Raw genomic sequence first — 22,251 nt, forward strand, 5'->3', positions numbered from 1 at the left:
ACATGTCTGAAAGTCATTACCCCACTTCATTCTTGGACCATATACGAGCGCGAAAGTCGAGTCTGTCCGAACGCAAGATTCGCCTCCATGCCTGTAGATTGACTAGGACTGCGCGCGCAAGTCCAACCGGGAAGGTACGCCTGTTCCAGTTGACCACCGACATGCCGAGCGCACTATCCCATCTTGGCTTGCACACTTCACGCATTGTTGACTAATTGAAGTGGTCACAATTCCACGGAACACCGATACTGGTACGTTCCACGGCAATCGCCGCAGGTCATACCCATATTTGGACTACTCTACGACTGTGCGGCAGTCGCAACATCCACCGGTGGACCTAGTATGTACCTAGCAAAGGCCACAATTTGCCGGAGTCGATCACGATTTGCCGGAGTCGATACGGACTCCTCGACGGCTACATCTACCTAGCCCGCGAGCGACGACGGACGACACGAAGTAGGACATTCGTCAAGAGTTTAACGTCGTTTGGCGTATTCTGAAGGGCGTTCCACCGTCGGACATCGTCCGGTCCCAACTGCCACGAGCCATCCATCCAGGCGGCAACTTCGGCGATCTGGCTGAGCTTCTGGTCGAGGCCAGCGTCGGGAAGGCCGTCAGCGCGCTTTCCATCGGTTAATACATCCATTACGTACCCCAGTGACTGGATGCCCACCCCGTGGGTCAAGCGCGATTTGCGTGGAATCTGCTTCCACTCGATCGGCCATGTGCTTTCAACGAGTGACCAGTAGATCTTGAGGTGAAGCACCATCTGTTCGATATCGCCGGTGCCGTCTTCCGCATTCCTGTACTGATAGAGCGCGCCCTCGTATAGACTGTTCTCAATCATTTTCAACACACTATTGTCTTTGATGTAGCCGTCTGGTGACGTCGGCGTCGAGATAGCTCCACGGAATGGGCTATCTTTGTCCAGGTTTAGCCTCGTCATAACTTGGGCGGGAAGTTTTCGTCGGGCATACTTCGGTGGCAGATATCCAGAGGAATCTGGAATCAATTCATGAATAAGTCCTTTGGGTAGAGGCTTCGTATTGTTCACAAGGATGAATTGTGAACGCTGCTCGTCATCTCCATCAGCGATAAAACCCACGGCGGCAATCGGAAATTCCGCTACATCAGCATCGCGGATTGCTGCTGAACGTTGCTGACCGTCGACGAGGAGCGCAGGCTTCTCGGAATCGTGGAGCGATTCGTCCACCGGAATTACAAGTTCTCCCGGAATCGAATATTCAACGCTCTTCTTTGTCCTACCTGCGATGAATTTAACTCGAGAATCGAATGCAAGCACCACTGCGTTAGGAAGCATGGCATTGTCAGATTCAAGATAACGTCGAATTGCTCTGATGTGCGACAGCACCTCAGGTCGCTGATAGCCGCGAAGGTCGCCGTCGTCATTCCTGTTTACCCGAGATACGGTCGCAAAATCTAGCAACTGCTTTCCGTCTACTGCGAAGCAGAAAATGTGTCGCGAACCCTGCCTAACCTGCAGTGCAGGAACCCGAATCTCATAGGGCTTTCTCATGGCGCCTTTCAGTAGCTAATCGCTTAAATGGTAGATCTGCAATCTTGTTGGACAGAATCGAAAGATTATGAAATCCGCGTCGCTTGTTTCGCTCGGTGCCACGAAATATTGCTATATCAATACCGTGTTTTTCGCACAATCCACACTGACAAGAACGCCACGGACGAGCAGTCAATGTCCTACGGTACTCATTTTCGTAACTCTTCTTGACGCCCACAGTAGTTTCATAATCAAGTACCGCGCTCAGCGTCTCTTCGAGGGAACATTTATCCGCGTCGTAATCCCTCAATGCTTCCAGTACTTTGCGTTCCAGTCGTACTGCATCACCCTGGGAGACCCTGCCCGATAAGATCGCGCGTTTTAAGGTGAGGTTCCCGTCAACCTGAGGTATTCGGATGGCGGTGAAGTCCTCGGTAATGGTGTGGTAGTTGTCGCGATCATCCATGAATGACTGTCGGAATGCAGACGTACTATCGAAGCTTGTGACTCCCAAGGTCGAAAAATCTTCGATCGAAGCGACTCTGGTGATACCAAGGAGATGCAATTCAGTTTGAGCGTCCCTGATTGAGTCGATCTCTATGAGGCAGTCGAGGATGTCTGGGGTCTTCAGCGGCACCATTCCTCCGAGTGCGATGCGCTTGTACCCCATATCTTGGAGTTCGCGAACGCTATCACTGTAACTTTTGGGGTCCCAACCCTGTGCGGCTCCGACCGGTTCGACATCAGTGTCACGACGGTGCGCAACTTCTAAAAAGGCCTCCGCGTAACGAAGCGAAGTAAGCCGGCGCTCACGCCACTCATCCGGCGGGTCAGTGTCAACCAGCCCGGGTCGCTGATAGCCAAGTATGACGTGGTCAGGACTCACGCCTGCGTCAAATCCGCAGGACTCGTAGAAGTCGATCACCTCTTCTGCGGAGTATGGCGGCGCCGGTTCATTGATATACGAAAAGGATCCGCAGTCGCCGAGCGTCGCGACATCCTCAGGCAGGCGAAAGAAGTCACGGACTCCCATGCGGTACAACCTTTGGCGCTGCGGCATCGAGTACTTTCCGACACCCCGAACGGATCCGTCCACGACAGCTTTGGAAACCAGGATGCCGTCGTATGCTGGCAGCGATAGGACCTCATGGGCATAGCGGTCGTCTCGTTGCCGCACCCGCAGCGGCGAGTATTCGTCGTGGACAAAGTCATACGTCGGACTGATGAGGTCCTGACTATCAGGGAAGTAGAACCTCATCGGCTACTCGCTCGAGACTCGACATATGCGCGGGCGAGAAAGTTTGACAGTGCCGAGATGTGGCGCGGCGTGTTCTGCAACTCATTCCAGGGCAATCCAAGTTCGTCCCACGTGCCATGGGTCCAGTGGCATGCGTGTTCGATTCGTCGAAGCTCTCGCGTCGCCGCTTCGCGAGCATCGTCCGCATCGACGTCGACTTGCGCCATAATTCGGTCCATCAGACGACTCATAGCTCGTATGCCGACGCCACCCATGAGTCGCGACTTCGACGGCGGCTTCCCCCACGCATCGGGAAAGAGGTCACGCACTGCTGTCCAGTAGATTACGAGTAGTTTACGAATACCCTCGGTGTCAGTCTGGCCCGTCGCAATATTTCGATACGGGAAAAGCACACCCGACGGAGACTCCAAGGATTCTTTGAGGGCCTCCACCAGACTGGTATCGGTAACGACAGTCTGTTTCTTCGCCGCCACATCGGTTGACGCTCTTTTGATCAACCCAGCAAACGGTGAGGCGGGATCCTGATTCAACATATCCACCAGAGCAGACGGCAACCGACGAGCGGAAAGCCTCGGAGACGGTGCGGTGAAGACTTCTGGCAACAACTCAGTGACCAGATTGGCCGGTAGCGGTGAGACTGTGTTGACTCGAAGGAATTGTTCGCGTTGCAGCGCCAACGTCGACGCCACGAACCCTGCGATGGGCACCGGAAAACGCCGGTTCTTCGAACGCGACAGCGCAAGGCTTCTTTGTTGTCCGTCGACGATCCACGCGGGACGTGGATCGTCCGGATGATCGGGCAGTGGAATCTCCAGAACTCCGCTCGTCGCCAGACCGTCACTTGTGCCCGGGCCACGACTCGATTTGAAGCGAACGGTGTCCGGCAAAGCCAGAATCAGGCCGTTGGGGAACACGACGTCGTTCGAGTTTAGGTAGTCGAGAATTTGTTTGACGTGGCTGCGTCGCTCCGGGCGCTGATATCCGATCAGTTTGCCGGCATCATCGCGCGAAATTCGTGCGACGTCGGCCACCATGTCCACCTCCTCGGCTGCGAGCGCGAACAGGTAGACGGGCATCTCATCACTTTGGTGGATCTTGAGCGCCCGACGTTCGAGTGACTTGGGCATGGTTGCGGTCATAACAACTCCTTCACGAGTTGCGCGTGTATCCGGTGAAAGCGCTTCTGTTCACACGCAAAGCCAGACGATCTAAGGTGCCGTAGCGCGTGGGTCGCCGACGCGGCAGGCTCGTCGACGAACAGTTTCAGGATCAAAGACCGCACATCGTGGTCATCCAACTGTTGACGATCGTAACGTTCAACCTTACGTGCACCTTGAGACCAGATCTGCCAATCCCGATGGTCTTTATCGGAATACAGTGCACTCGATCCGCGTCGGTCTACCCACGCCCTTGCCATTCTCAGGTTCAAGCTTGACACCGTCCCTCCCAGAACTTCACGGAGCGCACGGTCTGCAGGAAGTCGCGGACAGCCGAGCGCACCCGCGGATCCGCCTATGACCAACATCTCAGCAGCAACGTCCGACATCCGGTTCAAATCAGAGTGCAGGACGCGCGCGTAAGACTCGGATAGCACGGCGAGCACTGAGGCGTCACGAAAGCTCAGGGGATCGACGGTATTCGGAGTCTCATTCACGAGTTCCCACCACGCACGCGAATCATCCAAAGATGTTGCCACAGTATCGTCTTGACCACTTGAAAACGTCGCGGCATATGCCGGAGCCGAGGCCTCTACAGGTCGCAGTCCAAGTCCGGCCGAAGCGACGAACAACTGAGCTGAGAACCCCGCAACGGTAGCGTCTCGGAGTAGCAACTTGGCCTGCGTCCAAGCTTCTCCGTTGTAGAGTTCGATAAGGTCGCAGGTCGGCGGTGCCGCGTTAACGCGACCGACCCACTCGCGAGCTCGATCACTCACGGATCCCTGCGGTAGCGTTCGCACAGAGAGATACTGGGTCGCGCTGACTGACTTACGCTGCGTGCAGTTGACGAGAATCGCGAGTTTCTGCACCGGCACGCCTCCTTGTCGGGGATTGAAACTACACTAGTGTGAGTTCTACAGTTAGACGTAGTTTCCAACCACAAAGTTGCAACTTACAGGAGGATGTCATGGTCAAACCATCAGCGGTGGTGCTGCTGAGCGGCGGTTTGGATAGCACGACGACACTTGCTATGGCAAACGACCTGGGCTACATCTCTTACGCGCTGTCATTTAGCTACGGGCAGCGCCATAGCGTCGAACTAGACGCAGCGAAACGTGTTGCAGAGTCACTGGGCGTCGAACGGCATGTGATCGCAGACATCGACTTGAGGACCTTCGGGGGTTCCGCGCTTACGGCCGACATAGATGTGCCCAAGCACGACGATGTGGCCGAGGTCAGCGCAGACATTCCTTCAACGTACGTCCCCGCCCGGAACACGATCTTCTTGTCGTTCGCGCTGGCTTACGCCGAAACTGTCGGCGCGAAGGACATCTTCCTCGGTGTCAATGCCCTCGATTACTCCGGCTACCCGGACTGCAGACCTGAGTACATCGAGGCCTTCGAGAAGATGGCCAACCTCGCCACCAGAGTCGGCGTAGAAGGCGCACTCTTGAAGATCCACACCCCGCTGATCTCCATGACGAAGGCTCAGATTGTCGAGAAAGGTCTGACGCTCGGCGTCGACTACTCGATCACGTCCTCATGCTACGACCCTGACCATGACGGACGTCCCTGCGGACATTGCGATTCATGCCTCCTCCGTCTTCGCGGTTTCGCAGAAGCAGGCCTGGCTGACCCTCTGTTGTACCAGGGCGCTCTAGCGTGACCTACAAGGTCAAAGAGATCTTCTACACCCTGCAAGGCGAGGGAACCCACGCCGGAAGACCTGCAGTCTTTTGCAGGTTCGCTTCATGCAACCTCTGGACCGGGCACGAGAAGGATCGCCATCGCGCTATCTGCCAGTTCTGCGACACCGACTTCGTTGGCACGGACGGACCTGGCGGCGGTAAGTTCGCAAGCGCCGAGGAGTTGGCCGCAGCGGTCGACGAAAAGTGGCCGCACCCGGATCAAGGCGAAAAAATGGTCGTCTGCACCGGGGGTGAACCGCTCCTACAGTTAGACGCCGCTGCCACGACAGCCTTACATGCGCGCGGCTTTTACATCGCCGTCGAGACGAATGGGACTCAAGAGGTGCCCGATGGCATCGATTGGCTCTGCGTTAGCCCGAAACTAGGTGCCGGACTTGTCGTGAATGGCGGTGACGAACTCAAGTTGGTCTATCCGCAGACCGGCGACGACCCAGCCGACTACGAGCGGCTATCTTTTGATAACTTCCGCCTCCAACCTATGGACGGCGACTCAGTCATTCAGAACACCAAATCGGCGGTCGAGTACTGCCTTGATCATCCCCGATGGAGACTAAGCGTGCAGACCCACAAGTGGTTAGGAATTCCGTGACCGAGCATATGCAGGTGTTCCGCGAGTTCAAGTTCGAAGCAGCACACCGACTCCCGCATGTTCCACAGGGCCACAAGTGCTCCAGACTGCACGGTCACTCGTACCGCTTCACCGTATTCGTTGGCGGTCCAGTTGATGCCGAACTTGGATGGGTGATGGACTTCGGAGACATCAAAGCAGTGGTCGAACCTGTCGTAGTCGATCTCGATCACTACTACCTCAACGACATCGATGGGCTAGAAAACCCCACGAGCGAGGTCTTGGCGCAGTGGCTGTGGGATCGTATCGCTCCTGGACTCCCGGGACTACTGTCGATCGAGGTTCGGGAGACTTGTACGTCCGGATGCAAGTATTCGATGAAGTAATCTCTTCCACATCACCAAATCTGCCCTGGTATTCGCATTTATTTACTGCATTCACTCTACAGGCCCGAGTGCGTGTAGCACCTAGCGGAAAGCTGCCAGGGCAGCACGCCCGTCCACTTGTAGTCGCCATGCTTCGGGATCGCGGTAAGTTCGACCAAGTCAGATTGCCTGTGGCAAACTTCACACCGCCCCTGATCGCAAATTGCAAAATAGACGGCGCTTTCGCGTGCCCATTGGTGGCGTTCGCCCCCTGTCAGTGCGCAAAGGGCCGACCCAACCCGCGAACCGAGGATCTCCCATTGCCTTCTAGCTATTTTTCGACGCGTATTGCAGAACCCGCAGACAGCACGTAAATTTGACACTTTAGTTGGGCCGAGGGCCATCTCGGGACGAATATGGTCGACTGTGAGACGTCTGTACTCTGCTTTCGATGGCTTCCATTTGTCCCTGAACCGCTCAGCCGGTGTATCGCGTGCGAGCATGAAGTTCGACGAAACTGCGATAGCATACCTGTCTGCGGACATGTCGTCAGACCTGAAATGGTAACCACAGTCACCACAACGCAATTCATCACTCGGATCGTAATTTTTTTTCAGTATATCCTCAAATATATCGAGAGGGATTTTTACCTTGCCATCCTTTCGGACCACTCCGCCTCGGATCGTCTCGACAAAGAAGTTCATGAGAGGATCGGAAGGGTCAGCGATTCCAACTGCTTCGAGGATTCGCCTTACCTCTGTCGCTTCTCTTCCCACGTAAACGGCAGGACTACGTAGTAGAGACATCATCTCGACGTTTGAGAGCAGAGCCATCTCTAAAATCCGCACCAATGTCGCAACGTGCGCTTTCCTGGCGAGAATAATAGCCTCTTGTCCGGCAATATTCTCGACCAATTTTTCAAGCTCGCCAAGCTCCCCATAATGCGGAAGCGACTCCAAATGTAAAGAATCAATTGCGTCCGTCATTCTAGGCGCGGTCCTCGACCGCAAAGATTTCTTTGTTCTGCGCACGATAGCGTTCGTGTCTTTTCGATGTCTCATACGCCTTCCTCAATTCCTGACGCAGATTATCAATTCCGGCTTGATCGTCCAGGCTTGTGACCCATGGCTTCTCGAAGACGCGAACAGGAACGCCATCAGCAAGGAATTCTTCGCGAACCTTGGTTCGAAATACATCCACGTCCGACGGCAGTGACCTTTTTTTGATTTCGTCTAGGACGACATTCTCAATTTCAGACTCACTCAAGCGGTCCTTCAGCGCCGCCCGTAGCGAATCTGCGGCGGCAAGAGCACCCTTAGCTCCCTCGATAGAGATGTTTATAAAAAGTTCCTGCATCAGACGCAAAGTCACAGATTTTGTAAGGTTGGTCTGAACCGAACCCCAAAGCAGTCCACTATCTGACTGTTGATTATAGAATTTTCCGACTTCATCCCAAAAAGCGAACCAGAACTCCCGCCAATATCCAGAATTCCACGATTCCCATGCAGCAGAATCTTGGATGGTCGGTCGGATATAGTACATCAAGAAGTCGGGATCAGTTCGCCACCCCGGCGTCGATCCCCTCCCACCCTCAATTAGCTGGCGAATCGTTATTTCAGTGACAAATCCTTGCGTACCTATCTCGCCTCCGAGTTGCAACTTCACCATACCTAGAAATGGACTTTCGGGATGCTTTCCCGCGATTACCGCAGCGATCCTCGGTTCAACCTCCACATTTGATTGTTCGAGCCAATCCCTGACGATACCTTGCTCACCTGGAGTCAGCGAGTTTCCAAAGATATCGGTCAAGAGATCCGTTTTTACACGCTGCGCCTTCTCATTGACGACAACAAACTGGTAGATTTGATCTATCCAACCCGCTTTTGGAATCAAGACAACAGGCAAAGAGACGGCGTGTTTCGATTGGGCAGCCCCGAGGAGTCGATGCTGCCCGTCAACGACCAAGGCGGGACGACACAACGCCTCGAGTGCTTCGATCAATTCACCGCGCTCGCTTATCGAGACTTCGTTGCGCGTGCAGAAAGCCTCTGGATCATAGGCGATCTGAGAAATCTGAATTGCGGATTGCAAAACATGATTGGGTTCGTATTCATCCGGCACAAATGCGAGATTTTCGCGAACATCCTGCAACTTTTGAACTTCTACTTCCGTCAGACGTGGCACTATCGAGATAAGCGCGATATTAGCGACTTTCGCCAATTGCTCGTATTCTGAATCCGCGGTCGAGAACGGAGGGGAATACGACAACATTATACCTTCATCGGTAATATCGAGTTCGCTTGCCGAGGCCAACGTCAATGCAGTTGGTCCTAGTAGATATTTTCCGTGTGGGCCTCGTATCTCGCCTGCTCGGTCCCAAAACTCCGTTACCTCTCGCGATCTGCCTGGGGTGACCCAGCGCTGATACAGCAGTCGAACCCTCCACCCCTTGCGGGGTATCCCTGCCCAGCGAGCTAGTTCAGTCGCCGGGGCAGCGAACATGTACAGTTCGTCTGCGTCCGTGTCGCTGCCATACTGGTTAAATCGCAGGACTTTGTAGCGGTTTGTCATGGCCCCACCATACGGTCTGGCGGGCATTCTGAAGTGTGAAACAAGTCAGCGATAGCGAGTCGTAAACGTTCTGCGATAGGTACATGGCACGACTAGCGACGCGATTTCGATGACTGTGCTCCCACGCCGCTGCAAATGCCATCACGATCGCAACATCAAGATGCCCCAACAATCTGCACTCCCACCCACCTCACGCACGAGTCTCCCCCACCGACACGCTGATCCGGTATTGCCAGTCCACACGTTCGCCGGATACGAGATCCTGCCAGCGTTATCCGCCACCAGTCGCCCTCGCAAGCCGACCGGCAACCGTGCCACAGCACGGAAGTAGCAAAAGCCGAATGCGACCGACGGCGGAAGATCTTCCACCCATTCGTGCAAACACTCGTGCAATGATTCACCCTAATCGGCACGGAACGCGAACTACCGCACCATCGTCGACCGGCAACCAGTGACCTGATCGCCGACACCTGGTCCATTCCGATCGCAGGGTGACCAGGCGTCTGAACGCTTGTCTACGCCGCGACGCCAACTCGGCAGCAAGATCTACCCGACCCAGTGCCCGAAAAGCTTTGGTGTACTTGGTGATCAGCTTCACCTGCATAGCCTCGTCCAACAACCCCAAGCGGGCAGGGTCGGTATTGTCGGCCAGATCTGCGAGCTTCACAGCCAGTGCCACGGGATCATTGACGATCGCCGCGTAGTAGTCGGTGTCCGGAACGTCCTTGTGACGGGTCAGCAACTCGACGGCAGCCACCACTGTCGCGGGAATTCCGCGATCGACAAGGTCCGAAGCCGTGAACTCCGAGTCTTCGATGACGTCGTGGAGCAATGCCGCGGTGACCGCTTCCACGTTCGTGGGGTCGACCCGGCGTGATACCGACCGCGGGTGTTCGATGTAGTCGTTACCGAGCTTGTCCGTCTGACCTCGTGCCCTTCAACTGCAATAGCATCGGCAATCGCGACAATGTCCAGGTCAATCTGCTTACTAGGTTCACTCACGGTGATCTCCTCTTTCTTGTTGTTCGACAATCCATCTATGACGCGCCAACTGCTCCGCCTCCACCCGATCGCACAGCACACGCAGCGGCACATCTTGGTTCTCCCCGACCAGCTTCCCGAGCGACTCATACTTGCTCACGTTCGAACCAAATCGGCGAACAAGGTAGTCACCCTCCTCGGCATAGATCGAATGATTAAGTGGCACAACGCCTGCTTCTCCGAAGGTCAGCAGCCGTTCAGATACCCAGCTTCTCGGCGGCGTGTATCCCGGGTTGATGTAGGCGCGCAGGATGGGTCGCAACGCTGACAGCACCTCACCCAGGCCCTCATCGGCGTAATAGTAGGTCGACGCATGACGTCCGAGCGTCAAAAGGTATTGTGCCGTGGCAAAATCGGCATCTTCAGGACGCGCGGCGACCGACCCGCGACCGAACAGGCACGCCTTGAGAGTCTTCAGTGGATCGACCGGATCTGACTGCCGTGCCGTCGCAGCCCGCGCGATAACACCTTCTTTTTGAAGGATCTGGTCAACAACCCAGTTGGCCGTGCTGTTGCGATCCGCAGCCTCATCGCGCGCCGCCTGACGATACCGTTCGATCAGCGCCAGTTCCCGCGGCCCCAGGTGTTCTTCTCGAGACGACCCCGGCGGTGGTTCGGCGACAATCTCCTGGCAGACAAGATCACTGCCTCCGAGACGAGTCACGCACCGCAACAGATCAATTCGACGCAACTGATCCGAATCGAGGCGTGTACGTAGCAACGCGATGCGACCGGCCGGCACGTCTGAGCGCGCGAGGTACAGCGCCACAACGTCTGCAAGTTCATCCGACGCGGCATTGGCCGTCCACTTCCCCGGAATCTTCATCGCCGACTTGATCAAGGCATCGTCGCGCCACAGACACTCCCAGGCTTGCTGGTCGGTGAGGTCGTCGCGCTGAACGAGGTCGCGCCATGGCTGACGCTTCGGACCGGCGGTTTCGACCATCCATGCGATCACCTGTCGCGGCAATGTGATTGTGGCTCTGCACATTGCGTGCATCACTGATTCCATATGCGCTCCTCACGGGCAGCGTTCGACGTTGAAGGGTGCTGGCGCTTCAGGCCAGATAGGCCCCGCAGCCGACGCGTCAATCACCCATCGGCGGCAGGAGCTCATCGGGGTAGCTGTACTCACAGCCGAGGTCGTCGGGCGAGCGGACTCCCCAGTTTTCCCGGAACCAGGTGACACAGGTGTCGGCGACGAGCTGCAGATCGCGGCTGAACAGATAGCCGTCGGTGCAGTCTTCGAAATGGTCGTTGAACAGCCACTTGTCGAGCGGCAACTTCACGGATGAATAGTCAGCGATCAACAGACGACCTAGCACCGAGCGCGAGCGCCGGAGCATCATCACGCCGTCGGAGAGCATCTGGACCTGGACGCACACAACGTCGTCCTCGTCATCGTCGGTGTAGACGTAGTCGCCCGGTCCCATCTCAAAGAGGAAGCCGACCGGCTTGTCGGCGAGCGACTCGACGATCCACGCTGCCATATCGGACCACTGATCCACGTTCGATGACTGTTCCGATTCGTCCACGATGGCATCCCGTCCTCAACTGTTCTCTAGTGACAAGATAGCGCCGGGTACCGACAAATCTCTGCGACGACGCCGTAGATTCGGCCACCGCCGACGAGGATCGATTTAAGTCTCGACCAGGCCAGATACACTGGATGTGCGGTTGGACCGTGATGTGAATGGCCGTCAATCTGGTCGTAGACCGGGGGTACCCATGGCACCAAAACCAGCACCCTCACCGGTACCCGCCGCACCTGATGATGTGGTCGCGAGTCTGGGACGTATGACGCCCGATCAGCGCGCAGCATTCCTGGGTTCGATGAGTGCCCAGGACCTGCAAGCACTGATCGACGCCAATCCTCAGGTCATGGGCAATACCGACGGAGTGCCCTTTCCAGCGCGGATTGCCGCGAACAGGATAAATATCCACAACGCGCTCAACGACGAACAACAAAAGCCCAATCCAAGTGCCGCCCGCATCACCCAACTCAGAGCGATGCTCGCGCCGATCGAAGACCCCGAGTTCGCCCGCGACCACAGCGCCACCGCAGAAGGCACGCAGGGCAACCCCTTTGATGGCTTGATGAACCGACAATTCGTCGCCTTCTCCCATGCCGGCGGTGGGCGGATGATCGAGATGATCGGTAACCTTCACCCCGGCAACAAGGGAGTGAGCGTCTACGTGCCCGGCATGGGCACCAATCTCAACGGAAGCAGCGTCAACCACAACGCCGCATGGAACCTCGCTCGGCTCAGCAACTCTCCCGCGTTTCTCTACATGAATGGTGAACTCCCGCAAAAGCTTCTGCCCGAAGCGGCGTTTCCCGGCGATGCCAGAGCCATGGCGCGGGGGCTTGTCGAGTTCGGGAAAGAAGTCGACCGCGCGGTCAAGGACAACGCACCAGGCACACCAGTCACCTACATCGGCCACTCCTACGGTGGATCGGTCGTCGGTTCAGCCGAACAACTCGGGCTCCGCGCCGATCGCGTCCTCTACGCCTCATCCGCCGGAACCGGTGTGTACGACGGCCCGTGGGTCAACAAGAACCCCAAGGTTCAGCGGTTCTCGATGACCGCGCCCGGAGACCTCATCGGCGCGACCCAGTCCCTCGACAAGCGAATCAACCCACACGGCTCCGATCCCGACGAAATGCCCGGTGTGACAAGGCTTGACACCGGCTACTACAGCCAGAGCAACCGGGATCATCCGGGCGAAATCGTTTTCGGACCTGACGGTCACGGCGATTATTGGAACGATCCCGGGTCGACCGCGTTTGCAAACATGGCCGGGGTGATCAGTGGGGGCGACGTCACCGGATATGTCGAACGGGGCATCGAGTCCAACAAAATCGACGTGAACCTCGGCGACGAGGGCCATTGGATCGATGAAGGTATCGACGGTGTGAAGGGTCTGGTGTTACCGCTGATCTCCGGACTGCACCTCCCCAGAATCCCAGGGATCCATCGGCCTATCGTGATCCCCCAATTCGCAAAAGACCCCTATGGGAACCCTCGTGTGACCGACCATCCGGAGCTGGGACCCACCATTGACATCAAGTGAATACCGGTGCGGCCGAGGTACATCGAAGCGACGGCAATTGTCGCATTCGCCTCCTCTGAACCCATTGGTCTGATCAGCCGCAACGTCGCCGCTCCAACTCCACACTGAGTTCTGCTGCAAGGCTTATCGATGCGTTCAGCACCGGCATGAACTGTTCGATTGCCTGCCGCTGGCGTACGCCGGCTGCTATCTCCTCAGGGCTCCCGCCCGCAGCGACCCATGTCTGTTCGATTACGTTCATTTGTTTGATCTGGTCGGCAGCGATGCGTGCATATCGACGCAGCATCGGAGTGTTGGCTCGGCAGGATCGCACGATCGTGTCAGGTGTGATCGCCGAAGGGTCCTGGTCAAACCGGGCGACCCAGTCGATCAGACGGTCCGGAACCCTGTCGGTCGTGCAGTCGAGGGTGTCAATCACGCCGGGTTGCAGTTGCTCGATGATGTCGTTTGCTCCGTCGCCGCAAAACTCCTGCCACGCCTGCAACGCGGCCAACAGATTGGTGTGAGAGAAGACTGCTGCCTCCATCGCGCGCACCGCAAACACGTGGCCTTTGGTGACCACGATCGACACGTCCGGCCACCGCGAGGAGTGTTCGGCGACCACCGCACCGAGCAGGTCCATGTCCGGGATCTCGTGCGCCAGAACTGTGCAGAACTCGAGGCGAAGGGACTGCGGCGATACCAGGATATTGGTGTGAAGCGCAGCATCGGTGGCGAACCCAATTACCTTCTGGTCGAATGCAACTCGTTTACCGAAGCGCGCCGACAGGATCTTGCGGGTCATCTCCAGCAAATGCGTCGCATCGTCAGGCACGATGCCAACACCTGCGGGCGCGCCCGGCGTGCTGTTGGCCCCCGTGACCGGCGGTACGAATGAGAGTACGAACGGGGGCGGATCCGGTTCTTCAGATCGCGGGCCGAAGGGGTCACGCACCGTCAGGACCGACGGATCGTCGAACTCCCACACCTGCCTCAACGATTGGATCGCGGTGGCAACGAGGCTATCGATGCTCCGCTTGCCGGCCTCATGAATGAACGTCCGATTGCGCAATACACGCCAACCACGCCCCATCAGTGCGAAGCGCTGGGTTCGTTGTACCGAAATCCAGCCGTCGACACCGTAGGTCGTGAACGCCGAACCGTCGACCGTGCAACGAAATCGCCCCGAGCCCGTCAGCGTGAATGTCAGGAGCAGGTGGTACCCGCCCACCATGTCGGTGCGCGCCACCTCGACGAACTCCTTGCGTTGAAGTGTCGCGAGCCGTGTGGCCAGCTGATCTGCGAGCGCGCGCCAAGCGGCTTCCACACTCTCGTCGAAGTTGGTGTTGTCCCCGAAATCAGGTCTCATCTTGGTGCCCTCCCCGGTACCGTTGATCATCGGTGATGACCTCGTGGGAAACAGTAGAGCTCGCCTCCGACACGACCCCAGCGATAGGATCGCCGTGCCATCAGTAGTCGAGGACGACCGCTGTCACCGGACGTCGACATGCTCGTCGGTCAGCCAAGGAGAACGACATGCCAGTGCTCGGAATAGGCGGAATCTTCTTTCGCGCACAGGATCCCGAGGCGCTCAGCGCCTGGTATCGCGAGCAGCTCGGTGTCGGAGCCGGCTGCGCCGCTGAAGGTACCGGATCACCTGATGAATGGTCATGGAAGGTGCAGGGTGGCCCGGTCGTCTTCTCGCCGTTCGAGGCGGGCACCGACTACTGGGCGGCAGACAAGCAGTTCATGCTCAACTTCCGCGTCACCGACCTCGACGGCTTACTCGCGCAGCTGAAGGATAGCGGGATCACAGTGATCGTCAAACCCGAATGGGACTCCCCCGAAACCGGACGTTTCGCGCGGATCCATGATCCCGAAGGCAACGCGATCGAATTGTGGGAGCCGCCGACCGCGCCTGCGGACTGAGCGTCGGTAGCTCCACGAATCGCGATTTCCTCACCAAAATCCGACCCCGACAACACCGGTCTCACTCTGCCGAATCCGTTCCAGTTCGGCGGGTAGTCTCAGCCCCGTGCCCTCCGATCAAGAGACGCTGGATAGCCCGCCGACCCACGACCTCGCGGTCGGACGGCGCTACCAGCTGCGCATAACCCTCGACGGGATCGAACCCGAAATCTGGCGAACGATCGAGGTGCCGGCTTCGATCACCCTTCCCGATCTGCACGACGCGCTGCAGGTGGTGATGGGCTGGGAGGACTATCACCTCCACAAGTTCGTCCTCGGAGACAACCCCTGGGATTCCAACGCGGTGAGCTTTGTCGAACAGACCGAACTCGACGAGAGCTACTTCGACGATGTCGGGAGGGAGCGACTGGCCGAAGGCGTTCGTATCGAGGAGATTCTCATCGAGCCGGGTGACGAAGTCCTGTATGTGTACGACTACGGCGACGGCTGGCTACACCACATCGCGTTGGTCGAGGTGCGCAAGGACCCGGACCAGTCTGTCGTCTGTCTGGAGGGCGTGCGAGCGTGCCCGCCTGAGGATTGCGGTGGAGAGTTCGGCTACACAGAACTTCTGCGCGTGCTCGACGACCCGGAAGACGCCGAGTACGAACACCTTTCCGCTTGGGCGGGCACATTCGAGGCCGAACACTTCGACGTCATCGCCGTGAATGCGCAACTGGATCACAGCGCCCGACGGAAAGCGATACTCGCCACCGCAGCCGCGGCGTCGCCGTTGGTCGGCGCACTTCTCTCTCGCGTCCACCCCATTTCGGTCCCGCTCCTCATCGAGGCACTCGATGCGGCACACCTTTCCGAAGCTGTCGAGATCGACGACACCGATGCGGCTGTCGCGCTGGCGAAGATCATCTGGCTGATCGACCACATCGGCGACAAACTCAAACTCACCCCCGCCGGATACCTCCCACCGACATCCGTCGCACAGATGCGTCACGAATTGGATTGGGCAGCTTGGCCCTTTATCGGAGGGAATCGGGAGGTCGACCACTTTCAGGCCACACTATTGCGTGAGTCGATGATCAAATTCGGCCTCATCCGGAAGATCAAGGGCGAACTGCTCCCGACGGCGCGGGCCACGAAGCTTCGCTCCGAACCACGAAAGCTCTGGGAACACGTGGCGTCCCGTATGCCACGGGGCAACGACGATGCCGAACGAGACGCCGGTGTTGTCGCGTTGATCGCAACCGCAGCCGGGATCGACGATGCCGATCCGATTATTCTCGAAACCATGCCCGCGCTTGGGTGGCAAGCGAACCACCCGCGGGCCTTCACGTACGCCGCCGCAACCTCGCGCCGGTTCCTCTTTCTACTGGGCGCCCCCAGCTCCACCGAACGCGCCAAACTCCCGGTGCCACCGTGGATCCCACTGTTCGCTCGCGAAGTCCTGCGCAGGGACAATCGCGTCTAACTTCCTCGCATCGACAACGATCACAACGACCGGCCACGCTCTGACTGGAGCAGCGCCGCAGATTCAACAACCTTCCTTGACTACTGATCGCGGTCGGTCACTCCCAGCAGTTCCCTGATGTCATCAACACCGATCGCACTCCCGAACATCTCCCCCTCGTCCATGACGGCGGTGAAGAGTTCGCGTTTACGGTCCTGCAGCGCAACAACTTTCTCTTCGATGGTCCCTGCCGACACCAGCCGGTACACCGTGACCGAGCGGGTCTGGCCGATGCGGTGGGCGCGGTCGATGGCCTGGGCTTCAGCGGCCGGGTTCCACCACGGGTCGCAGACGAAGACGTAGTCGGCCTCGGTCAGATTGAGGCCGAAACCACCGGCTTTGAGGCTGATCAGGAACACTTTGGTGGTGCTGTCGGTGAACTGCTGGATCGCCTCGGTGCGCTGCCGTGCGTTCATCGACCCGTCGAGATAGCTGTACGGGATGTCTTCGGCATCGAGGTGCTCGCGAATGATCCTGAGGAACCCGGTGAACTGACTGAAGACGAGGGCGCTGTGGCCCTCGGCAATCAGTTCTGGTAACTGCTCGACCAAGAACTCGATCTTGGCCGATGGCAGGTCTCGCTTCGCCGGGTCGACCAGTCCGGCATGCAGACTCAGCTGACGCAGCATCGTCAGTGACCGGAAGATCTCGAAACGGTTCTTTTCCCAGTCACCGAGCAGGCCAAGGACTTTCTGCCGCTCGCGGGCGAGTCGGGTGTCATACATCGTCTGGTGCGGCTCCATCAGGGCGACCGGCACCACCTGTTCTTGCTTGGGTGGTAGGTCGGTGGCGACCTGATCCTTCGTGCGCCGCAGCATCATCGGCTTCATGCGACGGCGCAACGTTGCCAACCGTTCGGGATGGGCTCCGCTTTCGATGGGCTTCCGAAAGAACTCGGTGAATCGCTTCGGTTTCGGGAACAGGCCCGGCGCGGTGATCGACAACATCGACCACAGTTCCAAGAGGTTGTTCTCCATCGGCGTACCGGTGATTGCCAATTTGAACGGCGCTGACAGCTGCCGCGCACATTGGTGGGCTTTCGCTCTGTGGTTCTTCACGAACTGCGCCTCGTCGAGAATGAGCCCTGCCCAGTCGACGGCGTCGAACACATCAAAGTCGATGCGCAACAACGTGTACGACGTGATCACGATGTCGACACCATCCACTCGCGCTTGCAGCGCCCCACGGCTCTTCGCCTCGGTGGCCGTCACCGCGACCGCTGTCAGGTCGGGGGTGAACTTCGCGCACTCGGCCAGCCAGTTGGCAATGACGCTGGTCGGCGCCACCACCAGGAAGGGCCCGGAGGTAAGGCCGTCCTCGCGGATCCGCCCGATCAGCGCCAGGGTCTGCAGAGTCTTGCCCAAACCCATGTCGTCGGCGAGGATGCCGCCTAAACCGTTGTCCCACAGAAAGCTCAGCCAGTTCAGTCCGTCGCGCTGGTACGGCCGCAGCTCGGCGCGCAGCATGGCCGGCGGGTCGATGTCGGACGGAGGTCGGGCGGCACGCAACCTCGCCAGATTCTCCTGCCAACCACGGGTCTGTTCGTCGACCGTTCCCAGTTCGAGCAGTTCCTCCCAGAGTGTGACGTTGAACGAGTCCGCCTTTACCTGCCCTGCCTCGAACTCGCCGAGTGCCCGGCCCTCCGCAAGGAGCTCGACAAGCCGGACCAACTCAGGCGTGTCCAGCGAGAAGTACATGCCGGACGGGAGCAGCATGTGGGTGGCTCCGGACGACAGCTCTCTGATCAGATCGGCGAGTGGAACCTGCTCTCCCTCAACGGTCACGGTGATCCGCAGGTCGAACCAATCGTTCCCTGCGGTCTGCGCATCCGGAGCCGAGAAATCGAGCTGCGCAGGAGATTCCGACTGTCGATAGTCCGTTGGGTCATCGGACAACTCGACCACGATGTCGTCGCGGTCGGCGATCTGTGGCAACACTTCGACGTGAAAGCGCGCCGCTTCCACCCCGGACAGTTCGACGCCGGCCAGCAACGTACGTACCGACGGGGCCTGCGCGGGCTCCTGCCAGGAATCCGCGCTCCTTGCCACGGCTCCCAGGATGTCGCTGTTCTGTTGCCACACCTCATCTTCCGCACTCTTGTTGCGGTAGAAGGAACGGGGGCCCTGCGCTGTCGGATCGACGTCGCGTTGGTCTCCGTTGACGTGGTACCGGATGGTCCAGCGAGCTCGAACTCCGACGTCTGTGGTGGAGACGGTGAGAACCGGTGTCGGACCGGTGATCTCAGGTGGTTCGAACAGTCGGTCGGCCACCCGCACCGGAACGGATGCCTGCAACCGCGGCAGCACGTCGTTCATGAAGTGGTCGGCGTCGGTGACCGGGATCTGCGCTGTCAGCTTGCTACCGGCCAGATCCAGCAGCGACTTCGGCGGAAGGGGTTCGAAGGGAGCGAGCGTCAGAACCCGGTCTTCGACGTGAAAAACGCCGTGGGGGTTGGGTTTACCCAGCATGTAGGCGTGGGTCAGATCCCACGGTTCGTCGTCGACGAGCAGGCGCGCGTCGAGGGAAGCGGCGGCGGTCGTGTCACCCGGGCCGATGTCAAGGCCCAGCACTGCGCGCGTCGCGATCTCGACGCGGTCGGCGAGTGACGAACTGTCTGAGATCAGAGGAATGCCCGCGGACACAACATCTTCGAGCGCAGTCCAGATCGCCGCCGACGTGGTGGACAGCTCGAGGTGATCGTGCGGGCTCGAGTTCTGAATGCCATCATCGGCCTGGGCAAGGTGTTGCAACGCCCGGTACTGAGCTGCGTCGAACTCGCTGTGGACGTCAGGACCTTGGAGCACCCGCCAGGAGACACCCGTTCGTACCCAAGCGCCATTGGTGTCGGTTGTCATGGGCCGAAGACGCACCGCAGGGCTTTGGATGGTCTCGTCCTGTTCGACGACAACCAGCAATGCGAGTGCTCTGGCCGGGGCGTGTTCGGACTCCGAGATGATCGATGTGGCCACCGACTCCCAGGATGGTGACCCCTCCGGAACTCCCTCGCCTGCTGCGGCCAGCAGAACCACTACGCAGTGTTTGCAGGACATCCTGACCGGGCAGGTGCAGATTGCCGTAGCGATCGACCAGTGTTCGCCCACCGCGGCGAACCTGATCGTGACGTCGTGGGATCCATCGTCCGGTCCGACGCAGGTGCCGCTCAGGGTCTGGATCGTTCCGCTTTCCCACGTGAGGTCGCGAACCGTCGAGTCGGTTGCGTAGCGCTGGCCCCGCGCCACGACGTTGGCACCGAATATGGGTGTCAGCCGTTCCGCGGTGATGGTGTTCGCCCAGCTGAAAAGCACTGACTGAGCCTATCTGTTGGCCAACCGGACACTTCCGACCAGTCACAGTTCAGTGCACCTCTTCGGTGGTCCGAGAGTTGGTGAGCATGAGCGCGCCACCCGCGGAGATCAGGCCGACGACGATCGCCAGGATCGCGTACGTGATCGATTCACCGCGGAAGAACGAGTCGACGAGGCTGCTGCTCCACGTACCGGTCGGCAGTTGGGTGGTGACCAGCGCCGCGATGAGGGTGCCGACCACCGCAGTTCCAAAGCTGGTGCCGACTTCTTGCGCGGTGTCGTTGAGGGCTGTTCCGATCGAGGTGCGGTTGGCCGGCATGGCCTCCACGAGAGCGACCGCACAGATCGTCATGACTGTGCGCAGTCCGATGGTCATGACCACCATGCAGACAGCGATGGCGAGGTATCCGTGCTCGACGCCCCACGACAGACCGGCCAGCGAACCGGCAAGGCAAGCCGCGCCGACGAGGCAGGCGATGCGGTGGCCGAACCGGGCGCCGAGCCACTCCGAGAGCGGGGTCGCCGCGATCATCGTGATGATGATCGGCAAGTTCGCGAGACCGGCCTTGGTCGGGCTCCATCCGTAGGCATACTGGAAGTGCAAGATTAGCCCGAACATCACGCTCGCCATGGCGACCGATGTCCCGATCTGGGCGATGGCGGCACCGCGGACGGTGCCGACCGAGAACAGGCTCAGGTCAAGCATGGGTGCCGCGCTGCGACGTTCGTGCCAGATGAACGCCACCCCTGCGACGATGGCGCCGAGGATGGACGTCACCGTGACCGTCGAGCCCCAGCCGTGCAGGACACCACTGGTCAGCGACCAGCAGGCGAGGCCGATGGTGCTGATGCTCAGCAAGGCACCGGGAATGTCGAGCCGATCGTTGGTCAGGTCGTCGCGGCGGTCGGCAGAGACGCCGAACCAGACGCCGAGGCCGGCGATCAGCGCAATCGGCGCGTTGACGACCAGCAGCCATTCCCAGCTCACGTGGGCCAACACGGTTCCACCGAGCACCGGGCCGAGAACGAATCCGGACATGCCGACGACGATCATCACCGTCATAGCGCGCATCCGCAGTACCTTGTCGTCGAACAGGCGGAACACCAGCGAGTTCGTGATCGGGGCCATCATCGCGGCGGCAATGCCGAGTGCGGCACGTAAGGCGATGAGCTCGCCTGTCGTCGTCACGGCCACGACGAGCAGGCTCAACGTGCCGAAGACGCCGAGTCCGATCAGGAGGACCTTGCGCCGGCCGAACCTGTCGGCTATCGACCCTGCGGTGAGTAGTAGACCTCCGAAGGTCAACGAATAGGCACCGGTCACCCATTGCAGGTCAGTGGTGCCGCTGCCGAGGTCGCGGCCGATTGTCGGCAGCGCGATCGACAGAAGCGTGTTGTCGACCATCTCGACGAAGAAGGCCAGGCACAGCGCGGCCAGCGGTATCCAGGCCGCAGCGAGCGACGGGTAGGTGCGCGACGGTGTGGCGGTCGCAGTCTTGGTGGTGGTGGGCATCATGATCTCCTAGCTCGCGTTGATGGAACTGACGCTAAGAGATGGCCCTTGCACCGCCCTGCCATGAGCTGTCACGCGCTGTCATGGGCGGGGTGGCGGCCTGGACGGTAAATTTCGTCCCCGGATGGAGCCGGGGAGGGCGTATTCCCCTCGGTGGGTGCTGTGTGGGACGAAAGTAACGTGTCTGGGGATAGCAAAATACCCCGTATTCGCAGTCCGGGGACTGTGAATACGGGGTATCCGCAAATTGTGTTCGGCGGTGTCCTACTCTCCCACACTGATTAGGGTGCAGTACCATCGGCGCTGGTAGGCTTAGCTTCCGGGTTCGGAATGGGACCGGGCGTTTCCCTACCGCTATAGCCGCCGTAACAATGTGAAACAACCATCACGCACAAATCGAGTTAATGATTAGTGCTGATCATTTGTTTGTTTGTGTGTTGTTTCAGATATTGCACAGTGGATGCGAGACAATCAAGTCTTCGTTTTGGTTGTAAGTCCTCGGCCGATTAGTACCAGTCACCTGCACCCGTTACCGGGCTTCCAGTTCTGGCCTATCTACCCCATGGTCTGTGGGGGGCCTTAACCACGCAAAGGTGGTGAGAAACCTCATCTTGGAACAGGCTTCCCGCTTAGATGCTTTCAGCGGTTATCCCTTCCGAACGTAGCTAACCAGCGGTGCCCTTGGTAGGACAACTGGCACACCAGAGGTTCGTCCGTCCCGGTCCTCTCGTACTAGGGACAGGTTTCCTCAAGTTTCTTAC

General features: G+C 58.8%; 16 protein-coding genes, 2 rRNA genes and 1 pseudogene. 6 read left to right on the forward strand and 13 right to left on the reverse strand.

Annotated features, from left to right (window positions below; genetic code table 11):
- Positions 1 to 421 precede the first annotated feature (421 nt).
- Genes dbpB (H290_RS0120195) through dbpB (H290_RS0120205) form a run of 3 tightly spaced genes read right to left on the reverse strand, consistent with a single transcriptional unit; the run spans position 422 to position 3,913 of the window.
- On the reverse strand, positions 422 to 1,537 hold the full coding sequence (gene dbpB / locus H290_RS0120195; protein WP_028463439.1) for a DGQHR domain-containing protein DpdB: 1,116 nt from the start codon (positions 1,535 to 1,537) through the stop codon (positions 422 to 424).
- Positions 1,521 to 2,774 carry a tRNA-guanine transglycosylase DpdA gene (dpdA, locus tag H290_RS0120200; RefSeq protein ID WP_020108651.1) on the reverse strand — a complete coding sequence of 418 codons (1,254 nt, stop codon included), beginning with the start codon at positions 2,772 to 2,774 and terminating at the stop codon, positions 1,521 to 1,523. The genes dbpB (H290_RS0120195) and dpdA overlap by 17 nt, the downstream gene beginning before the upstream one ends.
- The gene (gene dbpB / locus H290_RS0120205; protein ID WP_020108652.1) at positions 2,771 to 3,913 is read right to left on the reverse strand and encodes a DGQHR domain-containing protein DpdB; all 1,143 of its coding nucleotides are present in this window, start codon (positions 3,911 to 3,913) and stop codon (positions 2,771 to 2,773) included. Before dbpB (H290_RS0120205) ends, dpdA begins: the two co-directional genes overlap by 4 nt.
- A gap of 985 nt (positions 3,914 to 4,898) precedes the next feature.
- Here dbpB (H290_RS0120205) and queC point away from each other — a divergent pair.
- The 3 genes from queC to queD are packed head-to-tail and all read left to right on the forward strand — an operon-like array spanning position 4,899 to position 6,594.
- Positions 4,899 to 5,597: a 7-cyano-7-deazaguanine synthase QueC gene (gene queC / locus H290_RS0120215; RefSeq protein ID WP_028463441.1), complete on the forward strand. Its 699-nt coding sequence runs from the start codon at positions 4,899 to 4,901 to the stop codon at positions 5,595 to 5,597.
- Positions 5,594 to 6,229 (forward strand): 7-carboxy-7-deazaguanine synthase, encoded by a 636-nt coding sequence (gene queE, locus H290_RS0120220; RefSeq protein ID WP_020108655.1) that lies wholly within the window; start codon positions 5,594 to 5,596, stop codon positions 6,227 to 6,229. The genes queC and queE overlap by 4 nt, the downstream gene beginning before the upstream one ends.
- Positions 6,230 to 6,237: 8 nt before the next feature.
- Positions 6,238 to 6,594, forward strand: a complete 357-nt coding sequence (queD, locus tag H290_RS0120225) for a 6-carboxytetrahydropterin synthase QueD (protein WP_020108656.1) — start codon at positions 6,238 to 6,240, stop codon at positions 6,592 to 6,594.
- 56 nt (positions 6,595 to 6,650) lie between these two features.
- On the opposite strand, the gene H290_RS0120230 is transcribed toward queD, so the two are convergent.
- From H290_RS0120230 to H290_RS0120255, 5 genes and pseudogenes are all read right to left on the reverse strand, one after another.
- The gene (locus H290_RS0120230; RefSeq protein ID WP_028463442.1) at positions 6,651 to 7,559 is read right to left on the reverse strand and encodes an HNH endonuclease signature motif containing protein; all 909 of its coding nucleotides are present in this window, start codon (positions 7,557 to 7,559) and stop codon (positions 6,651 to 6,653) included.
- Between the two features lies 1 nt (position 7,560).
- The gene (locus tag H290_RS31285) at positions 7,561 to 9,144 is read right to left on the reverse strand and encodes a hypothetical protein (protein WP_155976955.1); all 1,584 of its coding nucleotides are present in this window, start codon (positions 9,142 to 9,144) and stop codon (positions 7,561 to 7,563) included.
- A 550-nt stretch (positions 9,145 to 9,694) separates the two neighbouring features.
- A pseudogene (locus tag H290_RS29330) lies at positions 9,695 to 10,119 on the reverse strand (guanosine-3',5'-bis(diphosphate) 3'-pyrophosphohydrolase); the annotation flags it as partial.
- Positions 10,120 to 10,138: 19 nt separating this feature from the next.
- Entirely contained in the window at positions 10,139 to 11,197 is a 1,059-nt protein-coding gene (locus H290_RS0120250; protein ID WP_020108661.1) for a hypothetical protein, read from the reverse strand.
- Between the two features lie 76 nt (positions 11,198 to 11,273).
- Positions 11,274 to 11,723, reverse strand: a complete 450-nt coding sequence (locus H290_RS0120255) for a hypothetical protein (RefSeq protein WP_369758837.1) — start codon at positions 11,721 to 11,723, stop codon at positions 11,274 to 11,276.
- 190 nt (positions 11,724 to 11,913) lie between these two features.
- Between H290_RS0120255 and H290_RS29335 the strand changes: the two genes are divergently transcribed.
- On the forward strand, positions 11,914 to 13,260 hold the full coding sequence (locus H290_RS29335; protein WP_081631655.1) for an alpha/beta hydrolase: 1,347 nt from the start codon (positions 11,914 to 11,916) through the stop codon (positions 13,258 to 13,260).
- Between the two features lie 73 nt (positions 13,261 to 13,333).
- Here the strand turns inward: H290_RS29335 and H290_RS0120265 are convergent, their stop codons facing one another.
- Positions 13,334 to 14,227, reverse strand: a complete 894-nt coding sequence (locus H290_RS0120265; protein WP_196809596.1) for a hypothetical protein — start codon at positions 14,225 to 14,227, stop codon at positions 13,334 to 13,336.
- 548 nt (positions 14,228 to 14,775) lie between these two features.
- Here H290_RS0120265 and H290_RS0120270 point away from each other — a divergent pair.
- The gene (locus tag H290_RS0120270) at positions 14,776 to 15,168 is read left to right on the forward strand and encodes a VOC family protein (protein WP_020108665.1); all 393 of its coding nucleotides are present in this window, start codon (positions 14,776 to 14,778) and stop codon (positions 15,166 to 15,168) included.
- A 106-nt stretch (positions 15,169 to 15,274) separates the two neighbouring features.
- Entirely contained in the window at positions 15,275 to 16,633 is a 1,359-nt protein-coding gene (locus H290_RS0120275) for a plasmid pRiA4b ORF-3 family protein (protein ID WP_020108666.1), read from the forward strand.
- 80 nt (positions 16,634 to 16,713) lie between these two features.
- Here the strand turns inward: H290_RS0120275 and H290_RS0120280 are convergent, their stop codons facing one another.
- From H290_RS0120280 to H290_RS0120295, 4 genes are all read right to left on the reverse strand, one after another.
- Positions 16,714 to 19,977, reverse strand: coding sequence for a DEAD/DEAH box helicase (locus tag H290_RS0120280; RefSeq protein WP_020108667.1), 3,264 nt, complete (start codon positions 19,975 to 19,977; stop codon positions 16,714 to 16,716).
- 49 nt (positions 19,978 to 20,026) lie between these two features.
- Positions 20,027 to 21,490 carry an MFS transporter gene (locus tag H290_RS0120285; RefSeq protein WP_196809597.1) on the reverse strand — a complete coding sequence of 488 codons (1,464 nt, stop codon included), beginning with the start codon at positions 21,488 to 21,490 and terminating at the stop codon, positions 20,027 to 20,029.
- Positions 21,491 to 21,741: 251 nt separating this feature from the next.
- A 5S ribosomal RNA gene (rrf, locus tag H290_RS0120290) occupies positions 21,742 to 21,858 on the reverse strand.
- 118 nt (positions 21,859 to 21,976) lie between these two features.
- Positions 21,977 to 22,251, reverse strand: a 23S ribosomal RNA gene (locus H290_RS0120295); the annotation flags it as partial.

Source organism: Nocardia sp. 348MFTsu5.1 (assembly GCF_000383535.1).
GTDB lineage: Bacteria > Actinomycetota > Actinomycetes > Mycobacteriales > Mycobacteriaceae > Williamsia > Williamsia faeni.